The organism is Zoogloea sp. GW822-FHT05C07 (assembly GCF_058800215.1).
This window is the reverse complement of the sequence record NZ_CM179510.1, coordinates 2,975,137-2,989,805: the sequence shown is the minus strand read 5'-3', so window position 1 is coordinate 2,989,805 and position 14,669 is coordinate 2,975,137. Positions and strand designations below refer to the sequence as shown.

Sequence of the window (14,669 nt, the reverse complement as noted above, 5' to 3'; positions counted from 1 at the left end):
GCATCGGCCGCTCCACCAGCCAGAGCCAATGACTTCGCCCCCGGCTGGTCATGCACCTCCAGGCCCGCTCAACCGCGGGCGATCTCCTGCACTGCCGTCACCAGCCGGTCCAGGTCGGCCGGGCGGGTGAAGATGGCCGGCGTGACGCGCACAACGGCGCCCGACGCCAGCCCGTCGCGGGCCACCGTGAAGATGCCGTACTGCTCGCGCAGGCGGCGCGCCAGGGCCTGGCTGTCGGCCAGGCTGCTGCGCCCGCCGATGCGCAGCGCGCTGATCGCCCCGTGCAGGCGCGGCGCGTCCGGCGTCAGGATCTGCACGCCCTTCACGTCGCGCACCCGCTCCACCCAGTAGTCGCGCAGGTAGCGCAGGCGGGCCTCCTTGTTGGGCACGCCGATGGCGGCCTGGAAGTCCAGCGCGGTCGGCACCGTCATCACGTTGGCGGTGGCTGTGGTGCCGGAATGGACCCGCGCGCGGATGTCGTTGGTGCCCTCCCCCGCCGCACTGAGGTGCGGCGCGATGTCGTCCAGGCGGCTCTTGCGGATGTACAGGAAACCCACGCCCAGCGGCGCACCGACCCACTTGTGCAAATTGAAGGCCGCGAAATCGACGCCACCCAGCTCTGGCAGGCGGAAGTCGATGTGGCCCCACGAGTGGGCCGCATCGAGGATCACATCCACCCCGCGGGCCTTGGCCAGCCGGGTGATCTCGGCCACCGGCAGGATCAGCCCGGTCTTGTGGTTGATGTGGGTCAGCAGCAGCAGGCGGGTGCCCGGATTGGCGGCCAGCCCCTTGGCGTAAGCGTCGACGATGCCGGCCTCGGTGGCCGGTTCCGGCAGCACGATGCGCGCCACCTTCACGCCGCGCCGCTCCGGCAGGTAGTCGAAGACGCTCTGCGCGCTGTCGTAGTCCAGGTCGGCGTACATCACCGTGTCGCCGGGCTTGAGGCCACGGTAGTTGGTGATCAGGTTCTGCAGCGCCTCGGTGGCGCCGCGGGTCAGCGCAATCTCGTCGGCCTGCACGCCCAGCAGCGCGGCGATGCGGCCGCGCACGGCGTCCGTCTCGCGGCTGAACTCCTGGCGCAGGAAGTAGGAGTTGCGCTCGTTGAGGCGCTCGATGTTGCGCTGCAGTTCCACCAGCACCGGGCGCGCCATGATGCCGTAGAAGCCGTGCTCCAGATTGACGAAATCCGGCGACTGGCGATACAGCGCGGCGATCTGCGCCCAGTAGGCCTCGTTGCGGGCCAGCGTCAGCGCATCGCCGCCCGGCAGCGCGGGCAACGTGGACAGAGCGGTGGCCGGGGCGGACGCCGCCTGGGCCAGGGCCGGCGCGCCGCGCAGGGTGGAGGCGGCGGCCACGGCGAGGCCGAGGGAGCCCTTCAGCAGGGCCCGGCGGGAAAGTTGGGGATTCATGTGGAAGACTCCGTGAATCGGCGCCCGCTCAGAAGCGGTAGTTGGCCTTGAAGTAGTAGTAGCCGCCGTTGATGCCGATCGGCGAGAAGGACGCGTACTGGGAGATGTTCTGCCGGCCGGCGGCGTTGAGGGCCTGGCGGTAGTCGCTGTTGAGCTTGTCCGGATAGACGTTGAAGAGGTTGTTGGCGCCCACCGTCACGGCCCAGGCCTTGGTGATCTGCCGGGTCACGTCCAGGTCGGTGATGAACTTGGTGCCGGTGCGGTTCTCGTAATAGGTGACGTTGTTCACCGAGGTGTAATACGACGACGGGCCGAAGACGTTCTCGCGCAGGTTCACCGTCCAGTCGTTCTTGCGCCACAGGGCGCCCAGGTTGATGCGGAAGGCCGGCGACGAATCCTCGATGTAGCTGATCGCCGTCTTGTCGAGGAACTGCTGGCCATTGAGCTGGCTCGGCGCGCCCTTCACCTTGGTGACCTTCACCTGGTTGATGTTGGCGCCCAGGCTCCAGTCCACGCGGCCGAAGCCGCCGTACTCGTCGGCGTAGGTGACCACCGCATCGGCGCCGGTGTTGCGCGTGTCGCCGGCGTTCGAGAAGACCACCACGCCGGTGGACGACAGGCCGGCCGGAATGCTGTTGCCGTTGGCAACGATCGCCGCATTGACCGCGTCGGCGCGCACCGCGCCGTTGAGGATGCCGTACAGCGTGCCGCTCTGCAGGATGCGGTCCTTGATGTTGATCTGATAGACATCCAGCGTGGCGGTCACCTTCGCGGCCGGCTTGGCGACGATGCCGATGCTGAAGTTGCGCGACTTCTCGGCCTTCAGCTCGTCAATGCCGAGCAGGCGCGCGGCGGCCGCCGAGGTCGGCAGGATCACCGAGGCGGTGGTCGGCGACACCGAGGTGGCGGAATAGCTCTGCTCGGCTAGCGTCGGCGCACGGAAGCCATTGCTGACGGTGCCGCGCACCGCGAAGCTCGGTGCCACGTCGTAGCGGCCGGTCAGCTTGCCGACCGTGGCGCTGCCGAAATCGCTGTAGCGCTCGGTGCGCAGCGCGGCATCCAGCTTCAGCTTGTCGATCGGCGAACCGGCCACGTCCACGTACAGCGCATTGCTGCGCCGCTTATGGTTGCCGGCGTCGGACGCGGTGTAGCCGGGAAAGGCCGCCGCGCCGCCGCGGTAGATGGAAGCCGCTTCGCCGGCGCCGATGGCGTACTCGTCCACCCGGTGCTCGGCGCCGAAGGCCACGTTGAGCGGCGAGGCCCAGCCCACGTTGAAGTCGCGGCTGAAATCCAGGTTGGTGGTGGTCTGGTTGGCCTTCAGATAGCCCTCGTAGAAGCGGTTCTGGGTGCTGCCGGTGTCCTTCCACAGCTGCACGTTGAGCGAGTCGATGTTGCCCACCGACGCGTAGTCGCGCCCGTAGGTGGTGGCCAGGTCGTAGCGCCAGCCGGCCGGCGCCTCGCCCTTCACGCCGACGGTGAAGGCGAAGTCCTCTTCGTCATGGACTTCGACCGGGCTGAAGCCGAGGGGATAGACCCCCGGCGCGGTGGAGGTGCCGCGGTAGTTCTGGATCGCCTCGGCGTGCTTGGCGCCATAGGTGGCGAAGCCGTACAGCTCGGTACCGCCGGACAGGTCGATACCGCCGTTGGCGGACAGGATGGTCTGGCGCACGGCCGCATCGCCGAAGGTACGGTTCACGTAGGGATAGCCCGGCACGTTCTTCACGTTGGCGTTGGCGGCGGTCAGGTAGGGCGGCACGAAGCGCGCGTCGTAGTCGCTGCGGTCGCTGTGGCCGTGGTACTTGGTTTCCACGCTGAGGTTCAGGAAGGCATCCTCGTGGGGCTTCAGGCCGACGTTGGCGGACAGGTTGCCGCTGGTGCCGTCGTCGTCGTAGTACTGGCCGCCGCCGAAGCTGACGCTGCCGCCCTGGTCGTTGCGCTTGAGGATGATGTTGATGACGCCGGCAATGGCGTCGGAGCCGTACTGGGCGGCGGCGCCGTCCTGCAGCACCTCGATGTGGTCGATGGCGGACAGCGGGATCAGGCTCAGATCGGCCGACGCGCCGCCGGAGAAGGCGCCGCCGGTGACATTGACGTTGGAGGTGCCGTGGCGGCGCTTGCCGTTGATGAGGATCAGCGTGTGGTTGGGGTTGAGGCCGCGCAGGCGGGCGGCGGTGGTCAGCGCCGCCGCGTCGCCGCCCTTGGCGTCGGACGTGAAGGCCGGCACGTTCTGGGTGAGGGCCTGGATCAGGTCGGGCGAGCCGCCGCGCTTCAGCGTGGCGGCGTCGAGGATCTGGATCGGTGCCGGACTGTCGGCGGCCTTCAGGCCGGCCTGGCGGGTCCCGGTGATGATGACGGTGTCGAAGGACTGGGCCGGATCGGCCGCGCCGGGGTCGGCGGCCGGGGTCTGGGCCAGCGCATAGCCGGATGACATCAGGGTCAGCAGGGCGGTCGTGTGACGGAGGCTGGGGCTCATTGATTCCTCTTGGAGTGCTGACGGATATCCGGTCGGGATTGACGAGAACGAGTCGAAATTATCCCTGGCAGGATTCCTGCATGGCATTGGAGGAACGGACAATCAACCTCAACATTGCGCCATTGCCTTGCTCATATCCATATGAAAATAAAAGATAAAAACAAGCTCGTCGTCTCCGTCGCCTATGATCGGCTGGGCGCTTTCGAATTCGGCTGCGTGACCGAAATATTCGATTTGCAACGCCCCGAGCTGGACGTGGACTGGTACCGTTTCGCGGTCTGCTCGGCCGAGGGCGGCACCCTGCGCGCCAGTGGCGGAATCCGTTTCGAAGCCCCCAACGGGCTGGAGATTCTCGATCTGGCCCATACCATCATCATTCCCGGCTGGCGCGACCCGGACGAGCCGCCGCCCGGCGCGCTGCAGGACCGGCTGCGCGCCGCCTATGCGCGGGGCACGCGCATCTGCTCGATCTGCTCGGGGGCTTTCGTGCTGGCCTGGTCGGGCCTGCTGGACGGCAAACGGGCCACCACCCACTGGCGCTTCACGGACAAGATGAAGCGGCGCTTCCCGAACATCCAGGTGGAAGCCGACTCGCTCTACGTGGATGCCGGGCAGATCCTCACCTCGGCGGGCTCGGCGGCCGGGCTGGACATGATGCTGTACCTCGTCGCACGGGATTACGGCAGCCGCGTGGCCAACCGGGTCGCCCAGCGCCTGATCGTGCCGCCGCACCGGGAGGGCGGCCAGGCCCAGTTCGTGTCGCGGCCGCTGCCGGCCGACGAATCCGGCCGCCTGTCGCGCCTCATCGACTGGGTCCGCCAGCACCTGGAGCACCCGCATACGGTGGCCTCGCTGGCCGACCGGGCGGCCATGAGCCCACGCACGCTGCAGCGCCAGTTCCGCGAATCCACCGGCCTGTCGCCCTACGAGTGGCTGCTGCAGGAAAGGGTGGCGCTGGCCAAGCAATTGCTGGAAACGCCCCATGTGCCAATTGCGGCGATCTGCGAGCGGGCCGGTTTCGGCTCCGAGGAGTCCTTCCGCCACCATTTCCGGCGCGTCGCGCGGGTCAGCCCGTCGAGCTACCGGCGGGCCTTCCTGCAAACCCAGGGCGATGTGGCGGAGGACGCCGCCGCCTGAGATTCCTTCAAAGCCGCCCGCTGCTGCGGGCCGGGCAGCGCCGCCACAACACTGCTGCCCGGCCCGCACGGGAAGCGGGCAGCAGCCGGGGCTTCAGGAACCCGGCACGCAGTCCTTCATGCAGCGCGTACCGATCACGTCCGGGCGGTCGTCCACCTTGAAGCCGTCCCGGTTGGGCATCACGATGCGCGGCAGGCTGGCCGCGTCGAGGCGCCCGTCGGCCGGCAGCAGGCCGTTGAGGTGCAGCACGTAGGCGCTCACCGCATAGACCTCGTCCGGCGCCAGGGACTGCGGGCTGTCGAAGGGCATCGCCCGCCGCACGTAGTCGAACAGGGTGGTAGCGTAGGGCCAGAAGCTGCCGACGGTACGCACCGGCGTCTTGGTGGCGAGGCTGCCCTGCCCGCCGGCCAGGCGGTCGGCGATGCCGTTCTGGCCACCGGCGCCGTGGCAGGCGATGCAGCGGGTCTCGTAGATGCGCTGGCCGGCGGCCACCGTGCCGCTGCCGGGCGGCAGGCCGCGGCCGTCCGCATCGATGTCGATGTCCCAGGCCGCCAGTTGGGCGGCGTCCACCGGCGTACCGAGGCCGAGGGGCTGGCCACTCCGTACGGGCTGGCTGTGGCAGGCGGACAGCACGGTCGACAGCGCCAGCGCGCCGACCAGAGCCGCCAGCGGCTTGCGTTCAAACGTGGACATTGTGCACCTCCCCGCTCGGCAGCACCTGCCAGCTCTGAATGCCGTTGTGGTGGTAGGCAGACTCGGTGCCGCGGGCGGCGATCAGCTGGCTGCGGGTCGGCTGCACGTTGCCGTGGCTGTCCACTGCGCGGCTCTGCAGCACTGCCGGACCGCCGTCCCACAGCCAGGGCAGGCTGAAGCGGGTCAGGGCACGGTCGAGCACCGGCATCTGCAGCACGGCCTCTTCCCAGTTGCGCCCGCCGTCGATGGACACGTCCACGCGGCGGATGCGCCCGTGGCCGGACCAGGCCAGGCCACTGATCTGCTGGCGGCCACGGTTTTTCAGGATCTGCCCGCCGGATGGCCCGGTGATCACCGACTTCACGTCGAGCACGAAGGAGAACTGGCGCGACGTGCCGTCCGGCAGCAGGTCGGTGTACTTGGAGGTTTCCTGGCGGCTCTGCCACGGCGCGGTGCCGAGCTTGAGGCGACGCAGCCACTTGACGCTGATGTTGCCTTCCCAACCGGGCAGCAGCAGGCGCAGCGGGTAGCCCTGCTCCGGGCGCAGCATCTCGCCGTTCTGGGCGTAGACGATCAGCGCATCGTCGAGGGCCTTGTCCAGCGGCACGCTGCGCGTCATCGCCGCCGCGTCGGCCCCTTCGGCGAGCAGCCATTTGGCCTCCGGCGCCACGCCGACCTCCTGCAGCAACGTGCCGAGGGACACGCCGGTCCACTCGCAGCAGCTCAACAGGCCGTGCAATGACTGCACGGTGAGCTTGCGCGCCGGCCTCCATTCGCTGCCGCTGTTGCCGGCGCATTCGAGGAAATGCACGCGGGACACCGCCGGAAAGCGCAACAGGTCGTTGAGGCTGAAGGACAGCGGTCGCTGCACAAGGCCGTGGATCACCAGCCGGTGCTGCTCCGGGTCGATGTCCGGAATGCCAGCGTGGTGGCGCTCGAAGACCAGCCCGTTGGGGGTGATGGTGCCGAAGATGTCGGCCAGCGGCGTCAGGCTCGACGCCGCGGTGGGAAATGGCGGCTGGGCCCCCTCGCGGACGCGGCGGATCACCCGCCCCTCGAAGCCCGACGGCTGGCCATAGGGATTGGCCGCCGGCCGCCCCTGGCTGCGCGTCCACGCCGGCACCGGCAGGGCTTCGCCGGCGGCGCGGGCCGGGCTGGCCAACGTGGCGGCGGCAACACCGGCGAACGCCGCGCCGCCCTGCAGGAAGCGGCGGCGGCCGGGCGGCTTGGCGCTCTTGTCGGCAACCAGATCGTCACCGGCGTCGAAGCCGGGCGGAGGCAGATAGGGGGGCATGGGTCCTCGCGGGAGAGTCGTCGGAAGAAGGGCTTACACGCAGTCGTCGGTGGCCAGCGGCGCCTTGCCGGCCCTCGTCGGGGCCATCGCCACCAGCTCGCCGGCCTGGAAGCACCACAGGCTGCCGGCCGGCATCGGCACCCAGCGCTCGTTGGCGGTAAGCGGCACAGTGGCGACGATGACGGTGCGGCTCGCCGGGTCGAGGCGGCAGCCGAGGTCGACGCTGAGATCGGCGTCCACCAGCTGCACGTCGCCAAAAGGCGCCTGGCGCGTCACGTGGCTGAGGCGCGTTGAACTGTGGGCGAACAGCAGCTCGCCGTCGGACAACAGGAAGTTGATGACGCCGAAGCGGGTCAGCGCGATGGCCGCCCCACGCAGCCATTCGAAGAGGGCCAGGCGTTCCGGTGGGTGGTCGCCGAAGCGGCGCTGCAGGCCTTCCATCAGCCAGCAGAAGGCGAGCTCGCTGTCGGTGGTGCCAGCCGGCCGGAAGCGGCCCTCGATGACCGGCGCGAAGTCGAGCAGCGTGCCGTTGTGGGCAAACACCCACTGGCGACCCCACAGCTCGCGCGAGAAGGGATGGGTGTTCTCCAGGCGGACCGCCCCGATGGTCGCCTTGCGGATATGGGCGATGACGGTGGTGGCGTGCAGCGGATGATCCGCCACCAGCGCCGCCAGCCGCGACGAGCAGGCCGGCTGCGGGTCGTGCAGCACACGCACGCCGCCCTCCTCGAAGAAGGCGATGCCCCAGCCGTCGGCATGCTTGTCCGTCTCTCCACCACGGGCCCGGAAGCCCGTGAAGGAGAAGCAGATGTCGGTGGGCAGGTTGCTGTTGAGGCCAAGCAGTTGGCACATGGGATCAGTTCCGGCGCGGCGGGACCTGGCGTTCAGGGCAGGTCGTGATACGGGCGCAGGCTCGTTCGACCAGGCTCGGCACGCCGCGTGGCGGCAAGACGGAGGAACGGAAAGCGGCGGATGCAAGACATCATGGAAGGAGACCTGATCTTGTTCTGGCTGACGGGATACAGCCCGCCGTCACCGCAAAATCCACGCCAGGGTGCATCGCCCTGCCCCGCCGCCCGAGGCCCTTCCCCGCCCTGCCCCGCGTTGAGTGGCGGACGGCGCCCTCACAGCCTCCGCCCCGCACGGCCAGCCAGCCTCAAGGAGCACCGCCGGATGCTGCAATCGGGGCAGCCCGGCCGGCAGCGCTGCTGGCATCGGCACAGCCGCATCCGCCCTTGCCGGCCTACCGGCCGGCAACTAGGCTGAGAGTCCGGCCATTCCCCGCCCCGGCGGGCGGCCTCTTGCGGAGCACACACCATGGGCGAACCCAGCACCCACCCCGTCATGCTCGATGACGACACCAAGCGACGCCTGGCGGAACAGCAGGCCACCTGCCCCTTCGTCGGCAGCCTCGTCGCCGAGGGCGTGCTGCCCGTATGCAACGGGGCGGACGCCCCGCTGGCGCGCCTCGAAGACCTGCGCATCCTCGGCAACAGCGGCGGCGGCAACCTGGGCGACCTGCTGGTGCTGTTCGCCGCCGGCAACCATGCCAGCATGGACGACGGCACCGGGCACATCAAACGGCCGGTGCCCGCCGGGCTGTTCTTCCTGGGCTTCCCCGGCTCCCAGGGTGCCCATCCGGGCCACAGCGGCATCCTGATGGGCGATCCGGCCACGCCCGGCTCGGGCCGCTTCGATCCCGACGCCTTCGCGCGCCTCGCCGCCCTGGCGCGGGACGGCTGGATCCGCCGCACGGACGTGGGGCACTTCATCGCCGCCAACCTGGCCCGCGACCCGGCCGCCAAGGTGCTCGGCAGCCACGTGGCCCGACTGCTCGCCTCCGACCTGCTGGATCTCGCGGAAAGTGCCGGCAGCCGGCTGTGGCACACGCTGTTCGGCGGCGCCGACGATCAGGATGCCGCCCATCGGCGGATGGAAGAGAAGCTGACCCGCCTGCTCGGCGAGGACAACCTGGTCGGCGCGGCGGGCGAGTTCGGCCTGCTCTTCGCCTTCCTGGCCAACCAGCCCGGCCGCCGGGAGATCGACGGCGACCCGGCCGTGGACCTGGACGACCTGGTCGCCATGTTCCGGGACAAGCGCCTGCCGGACGGCTGGCGCAACTGGAAGAAGACCCGCGGGGACTGGGTGGTCCACACCACCGCGCTGCTGCTCGCCGCCGCCCGCGAGTACCTCAGCCTGCGGCGCGCCCAGCGGCCGCCGGGCTGACGGCCGCAAGACGAGCGAGCTAGGCCGGCGCGCGCCGGACCCGGATCGTGAACCAGAACGTACTGCCGCGACCTTCCTCGCTCAAGCAGCCGGCGCTGCCGCCCATCGCCTCGGCGAGCTTCTTCACCGTAACGAGGCCGATGCCGGTGCCGCCGAAGCGCCGCGTCGGCGAGTTGTCCACCTGTTCGAAGATGGTGAACAGACGCGGCACGGCATGGGCCGGAACGCCGATGCCCGTATCGCGCACTTCGAACCGCAGCGTGAGTTCGGCCGCCTCGCCCGCCGCGTCGCGGGTGTCCACTTCCCACGTCGCGACAATGCAGACCGAGCCCTTTTCGGTGAAGGTGATGGCATTGCCGACATAGCACAGCAAGGCCAGGCGCAGGTTGGCGGCATCGCCGATCACCGTGAGGCCCCGCAAGGCGTCCGCATCGGCAATGAGCTGCAGTTGCTTGGCCATCGCCCGCCCCTGGCTGTCCGCGACGACCTCCTCCACCACCGCGCGGGCATCGAGCAGTTCCTCGCGCAGCACGATGGTCCGCGACTCCAGCTCGGTCAGCTTGAGGATGCCGTCCACCAGATCAATGAGCCGCTTGTGGATCGGCACCATCTTGTCCGCCAGGCTCTTCTGCTTGTCCGACAGCTCGGTGCGTTGCAGCAGATGGATCATCGCCGACAGCTGATGCAGCGGCGTGCGCAGCTCGTGGGACATGTTGCCGAGGAAATGGGTCTTGGCGACGCTGGCCGCCTCGGCCGCCAGCTGGGCCTTGCGGAGCGCCTGGGTACGCTCGGCGACGAGTTCTTCCAGGTTGTCGTTGTACAGACGCAGGGCCACTTCCTTGGCACGCAGGGCCAGTTGCACGTCCACCCGCGCGCGCACCACGTCCGGGTTGATCGGCTTGTGGATGAAGTCCATCGCACCGGCGGCGAGGGCGGCGGATTCGCTGGCCGAATCGTTCATGGCCGTCACGAAGATGACCGGGATGTCACGGGTGGCCGCGTCGCCCTTCAACTGGCGCAGCACTTCGTAGCCATCCATGCCGGGCATCTGCACATCGAGGAGGATCAGCTCGGGCCGGTTATGACTGATGAACTCCAGCGCCTGCTCGCCGGACAGCGCGAAGCTGACCTTGCAGCGGTCGGACAGGATGTGGGCCAGCACCTGCACATTGCTCGGCGCGTCGTCGACGATCAGGATCATCGGCTTGGTGGTCGTCACAGCAGATCCTTTCTCGCGCTTCCATAGGGTTTGAGCAACTGGCTGGCGCTCCTGAAATCCAGCTCGGCCATGCGAGCGGCAAGTTCCGCGAACAGTGTAGCGCCGATATGGGCCCGCAAGGCCGGCGCCGCCGCATCGAAGCACTGCCCCGCCTCGAAATCCTGCGCATCGAGCAGCGCGCACAGGCGGTCGATCTCCGCCCGCTCGATCGGCTCCACCGTCTGGCTGGCCCGTTCGAGCGCCCGGGCGGCCTGGGCCTGCCAGCTGGCGATCACCGGCATGGCCGCCTGCTGCAAGCCGGCGAGCGCGTCGGCGAGGGCACGCCGCGCGCCGTCCAGACCATCGGCATCGCCAGCCTGGGCCAGGCTTTCGAGCTGGGTAGCCAGCCGTGCGACGCCAAGGGCACCGATCAGGCCGGCGCTGCCGACCAGCTTGTGCATCCGCTTCGCCAGCCCGTCCCTCGCCAGCAGCGCATCGCCAACCGACGGCGCCCCGGCGAACTCGCCGAGGAAACGCTCCACCATCGACAGGAACAGATCCGGGTCACCGCCCAGGCGATGCCGGGCACCGTCCGCATCGAGCCCGGCAATCTCCGGCCAGGCCTGCTCCGGCGACATCCCGCGGACCAGCGGCCGGGCTTCCGGCGGCACGCCGGTGCGGCGCTCCAGTTCGGCGCGAATGGTGGCGATCAATTGCTGCGGATCGACGGGCTTGGTCAGGAAAGCGCTGGCGCCCGCCGCCAGGGCCTGCTCCTTCTGGCTGGCCAGCGCGCCGGCGGTGAACGCGATGACGGGGATCTGGTTCAGCAGGCCGTCTTCCCGCATCCGGCGGGTGGCCGTGAAACCATCCATCACCGGCATCTGCATGTCCATCAGCACGATGTCGACAGCGTGGTGATGCCCAGCCAGCCAGTCCAGCGCCTGCTGCCCGTTCATGCACAGGCTCACCTCGGCGCCCTGGCGTTGCAAGGTGTTAAACGCGACGTCGAGGTTCATCTCGCTGTCGTCCACCACCAGCGCCCGCACCCCGGTCAGCCACTGGAAGCCGGCGAGGTCCAGCTTGGCCTCGGCCTGCGGCAGGGCCGCCGGATCTGCCGCAATGAGCGGAATGTCGACCCAGAACCGGCTGCCGCAACCGGCCTCGCTGCAGACACCGACCTGCCCGCCCATCAACTCGGCGAGCTTGCGGACGATGGACAGGCCCAGGCCCGTGCCACCGAAGCGGCGAGTGGTGGAGGCTTCGGCCTGCGTGAAGGGCGTGAACAGTGAAGCCATCGCCTCGGGCCGGATGCCGATGCCGCTGTCCGCCACCTCGAAGCGCAGCAGCCGGGGGAGCTGGTCGATGGCCAGCAGCGTCACGCGGACTTCACCGCGTTCGGTGAATTTGATCGCGTTGCTCAGCAGGTTCATCAGGATCTGGCGCAGGCGCGTGTCGTCGCCCAGCAGCACCGGCGGAATCCCGTCCGGCGGCGCCACCACGCTGAGGGCGATGCCCTTGTTGACGGCCTGCACCGAGAACACCGAGCGCAGCTCCTCCAGCAGCGCCAGCAGACTGAACGGCCGCATCTCCAGCGCCAGCTCGCCAGCCTCGATCTTCGACAGGTCCAGCGTGTCGTTGATGATCGTCAGCAGCGTGCGGCCGGCGATCTGGATCTTGCCCAGCATCGTCCGCTGCTCGTCGTCGAGGGCCGTCTGTTCGAGCAGCTGGGACATGCCGAACACCGCGTTCATCGGCGTACGCAGTTCGTGGCTGATGAACGCCAGGAAGTCGCCCTTCGCGCGGCTGGCGTCCTCGGCCGCGTGCTTCGCCATCACCAGCGCCTGCTCGAAGAGCTTCTGCTCGGTCATGTCGAGCACCGTGCCCGTCATGCTGGCCGGCTCGCCTGCGGCATCGCGTTCGACCTCGCCTTGCGTCAGGATCGTGCGCTGGGAGCCGTCCTTCCGGTTGATGCGGCATTCGACGCGGTAGGCCGCCCGCCCGGCCAGAGTCTCGGCGATGGCAGCCTTCACGTGGGCATGATCTTCCGGTGCCACCAGATCGAAGAAATGGGCGTAGCTGGCCTCGACCTCGCCGGGCTCGTAGCCGAAGATGCGGAACAGTTCGTTCGACCACTCGTTGGCACCGGACGCCACGTCCCAGGTCCAGCTGCCCAGATTGGCGATCTTCTGCGCGTCGCGCAGGTGCTTCTGGATCTGCTGCTGGCGCTTCTCGGCCCGCTTGCGCTCCATGATGTCCTCGACCATGCACAGGTGGCGCGGCCGCTCCCCCGGCGCCACCTGGACCGGCGCGACCTTCATGCGGATCCACACCGGGCTGCCGTCGGGGCGGAGGTAGCGCTTGTCCATCTCGAAGAAGGAAATTTCGCCGGCATTGAGGCGGGCCATGTTGTCCAGGTCCTCCTGGAGATCGTCGGGATGGGTGATGGCCATCCAGTCGATCGCCAGCATTTCCTCCCGCGTCCGCCCGGCAATCAGCGCGAATTTCGGATTCACCTCCTGGATGCGGCCGTTCAGGGAGTCGATGAGGGCGATGCCCACCGGCGCCTCGTCGAAGATGGTGCGGAAACGCTGCTCCGACTCCTGCGTGAGCTGCACCGCCTGCTCCGCCACCTCCCGCGCGTTGAGCCATTCCGCCTGGTAGCGCTTCTCCGCGTCGATGTTGCGCCACCCACCGATGTAGGACTCGACCACCCCACAGGCATCGCCGAACGGCTTGATCCGCACGGAAACCCAGCAATAACCGCCCTCGCGCTTGCGCACGCGGGCCTCGAAGACCCCGGACCGGCCCGGCTGCAGGCCCTGGCGGAATTCCAGTATCGCGGCATGGTCCTGCGGATCCACGAACGCCAGGAAGGGCTTGCCGACCATCTCGTCCGGCGTCCAGCCGACCTGGCCGGTCACCGACGGCGAGACCCACTCCAGGATGCCGTGGTGGTTTCCCTTGAACACCACGTCCGAAGCATTTTCGGCGAGCAGCTGGAAACCGGCCCGCGAGGCCTCCAGCTCGGCCGTACGCGCCGCGACCTGGGCCTCCAGCGACGAACGGGCGGCCAGCAGCTTGTCCGCCATGCTGTTGAAAACAGCGCCCAGCGCGCCGAGTTCCGCCGCATTGCGGGACGACACCGCCACCCGCGCACCCAGCTCTCCGGCCCCGAAGCGCTCCACGGTGCGGGTCAGCGCTTCCAGCGGACGGCTGACGCGGGCCGCGAACCGGTAGGCCAGCGCCGCAAAAACCAGCACGATCAGCAGCCCGATGCCAAGCATGCGCTGGCGCAGCACCGCCACGTCGGCCAGCGCCTCATCGAAGGGCTCGCGCAGCACGATGCGCCAGCCGAGGCCGTTGTCCTCCCGCGGCACCGGCATCACGGCGGTGAGATAGCGGACCCCATCGACCACCTCGTCGCGCACACCGTCCATCCCCTGCCCCTGCGCCGGCACGACGGACGCGCCGAGACGGCTCAGGGGATACAGCGCGATCCCCTCCCCGTTGGCGATGAAGACCTCCGGCCGGGAGCCCTTGCTGCGCCGGGCGAGCACGTTGTCCACCGTATCGACCACCCAGGACCAGGGGATGTGGGCCGCCACCACGCCCTTCAGCTGCCCCTGGCCGTCATGGATTGGCGCGGCGACATCGATGAAGCGCAGGGGCTCCCTGTCATCCGGCTTGCCCAGATGGCGCGCCAGCATGACCGCCTCGTGCACATCGCCGACGAACGGACCGGCCAGCCCGGTCTTGAACCACGGACGCGCCGCGACGTTCTGCCCCACCAGCAAACCGCCCGTGGCCTGCTGGACTTTCCCGCCCGGATCGGCGATGCCAATCCATGCGAACTCGCTGCGCAAGGCCTGGTGCTTTTCCAGCAGCACCTGGACCGGCGGCGTCGCCAGATCGGCCTGCGTCAGCGCCGGGCCGCCGCTGAGCAGCAGGATCTCCCGGCGCCGCTCCTGCAGGCCGACCGCCAGCAGATCGGCGGCCGTCGCCGCATTGCCCTGCAGCGCCCGGATCGCGGCGCTGCTGGCCTGGTCGGCGATGAGCCGGCCGAAATACAGCATCGTCGCCACCAGCATGATCAGCGCAAGGCCACCGAGGCCGACCGACAACTGGCTCCGGAAACTACGGAAAAACGACAGGGCACCGGCGAACTGAAGCATGGGAAACGGACCCGATCAGATTGGAACTGGCCTCATTATTGTGCAAGAAACGCCTTCCTGCCCTCGG

The 14,669-nt window shown here is 69.0% G+C and carries 9 protein-coding genes; 2 read left to right on the top strand and 7 right to left on the bottom strand.

The window, feature by feature from the left end; all coding sequences use genetic code 11:
- Nucleotides 1–68 precede the first annotated feature (68 nt).
- Together AC3QL2_RS13980 and AC3QL2_RS13975 are read right to left on the bottom strand one after the other, a co-directional pair.
- Nucleotides 69–1,409, bottom strand: coding sequence for an aminotransferase class V-fold PLP-dependent enzyme (locus tag AC3QL2_RS13980; protein WP_493230999.1), 1,341 nt, complete (start codon nt 1,407–1,409; stop codon nt 69–71).
- Nucleotides 1,410–1,437: 28 nt separating this feature from the next.
- Entirely contained in the window at nt 1,438–3,882 is a 2,445-nt protein-coding gene (locus AC3QL2_RS13975) for a TonB-dependent receptor plug domain-containing protein (protein ID WP_493230998.1), read from the bottom strand.
- 141 nt (nt 3,883–4,023) lie between these two features.
- Between AC3QL2_RS13975 and ftrA the strand changes: the two genes are divergently transcribed.
- Entirely contained in the window at nt 4,024–5,019 is a 996-nt protein-coding gene (gene ftrA / locus AC3QL2_RS13970; RefSeq protein ID WP_493230997.1) for a transcriptional regulator FtrA, read from the top strand.
- A 93-nt stretch (nt 5,020–5,112) separates the two neighbouring features.
- On the opposite strand, the gene AC3QL2_RS13965 is transcribed toward ftrA, so the two are convergent.
- Genes AC3QL2_RS13965 through AC3QL2_RS13955 form a run of 3 tightly spaced genes read right to left on the bottom strand, consistent with a single transcriptional unit; the run spans nt 5,113 to nt 7,858 of the window.
- A complete protein-coding gene (locus AC3QL2_RS13965) occupies nt 5,113–5,712 on the bottom strand; it encodes a c-type cytochrome (RefSeq protein WP_493230996.1) in 600 nt (199 codons plus the stop codon).
- A complete protein-coding gene (gene soxC / locus AC3QL2_RS13960) occupies nt 5,699–7,006 on the bottom strand; it encodes a sulfite dehydrogenase (protein WP_493230995.1) in 1,308 nt (435 codons plus the stop codon). The genes AC3QL2_RS13965 and soxC overlap by 14 nt, the downstream gene beginning before the upstream one ends.
- 33 nt (nt 7,007–7,039) lie before the next feature.
- Nucleotides 7,040–7,858 (bottom strand): class II glutamine amidotransferase, encoded by an 819-nt coding sequence (locus AC3QL2_RS13955; protein ID WP_493230994.1) that lies wholly within the window; start codon nt 7,856–7,858, stop codon nt 7,040–7,042.
- 465 nt (nt 7,859–8,323) lie between these two features.
- Between AC3QL2_RS13955 and AC3QL2_RS13950 the strand changes: the two genes are divergently transcribed.
- Entirely contained in the window at nt 8,324–9,232 is a 909-nt protein-coding gene (locus AC3QL2_RS13950) for a hypothetical protein (RefSeq protein ID WP_493230993.1), read from the top strand.
- Between the two features lie 19 nt (nt 9,233–9,251).
- Here the strand turns inward: AC3QL2_RS13950 and AC3QL2_RS13945 are convergent, their stop codons facing one another.
- Both AC3QL2_RS13945 and AC3QL2_RS13940 read right to left on the bottom strand, forming a co-directional pair.
- Nucleotides 9,252–10,451: an ATP-binding response regulator gene (locus AC3QL2_RS13945; RefSeq protein WP_493230992.1), complete on the bottom strand. Its 1,200-nt coding sequence runs from the start codon at nt 10,449–10,451 to the stop codon at nt 9,252–9,254.
- Nucleotides 10,448–14,602 (bottom strand): PAS domain S-box protein, encoded by a 4,155-nt coding sequence (locus AC3QL2_RS13940; protein ID WP_493230991.1) that lies wholly within the window; start codon nt 14,600–14,602, stop codon nt 10,448–10,450. The genes AC3QL2_RS13945 and AC3QL2_RS13940 overlap by 4 nt, the downstream gene beginning before the upstream one ends.
- Nucleotides 14,603–14,669 lie beyond the last annotated feature (67 nt).

What these genes read in the sequence shown, in the direction of transcription:
- AC3QL2_RS13965 (WP_493230996.1), bottom strand. Translation starts at nt 5,712, where the DNA reads ATGTCCACGTTTGAACGCAAGCCGCTGGCGGCTCTGGTCGGCGCGCTG.
- AC3QL2_RS13950 (WP_493230993.1), top strand. Translation starts at nt 8,324, where the DNA reads ATGGGCGAACCCAGCACCCACCCCGTCATGCTCGATGACGACACCAAG.
- ftrA (WP_493230997.1), top strand. Translation starts at nt 4,024, where the DNA reads ATGAAAATAAAAGATAAAAACAAGCTCGTCGTCTCCGTCGCCTATGAT.
- soxC (WP_493230995.1), bottom strand. Translation starts at nt 7,006, where the DNA reads ATGCCCCCCTATCTGCCTCCGCCCGGCTTCGACGCCGGTGACGATCTG.
- AC3QL2_RS13975 (WP_493230998.1), bottom strand. Translation starts at nt 3,882, where the DNA reads ATGAGCCCCAGCCTCCGTCACACGACCGCCCTGCTGACCCTGATGTCA.
- AC3QL2_RS13940 (WP_493230991.1), bottom strand. Translation starts at nt 14,602, where the DNA reads ATGCTTCAGTTCGCCGGTGCCCTGTCGTTTTTCCGTAGTTTCCGGAGC.
- AC3QL2_RS13980 (WP_493230999.1), bottom strand. Translation starts at nt 1,409, where the DNA reads ATGAATCCCCAACTTTCCCGCCGGGCCCTGCTGAAGGGCTCCCTCGGC.
- AC3QL2_RS13955 (WP_493230994.1), bottom strand. Translation starts at nt 7,858, where the DNA reads ATGTGCCAACTGCTTGGCCTCAACAGCAACCTGCCCACCGACATCTGC.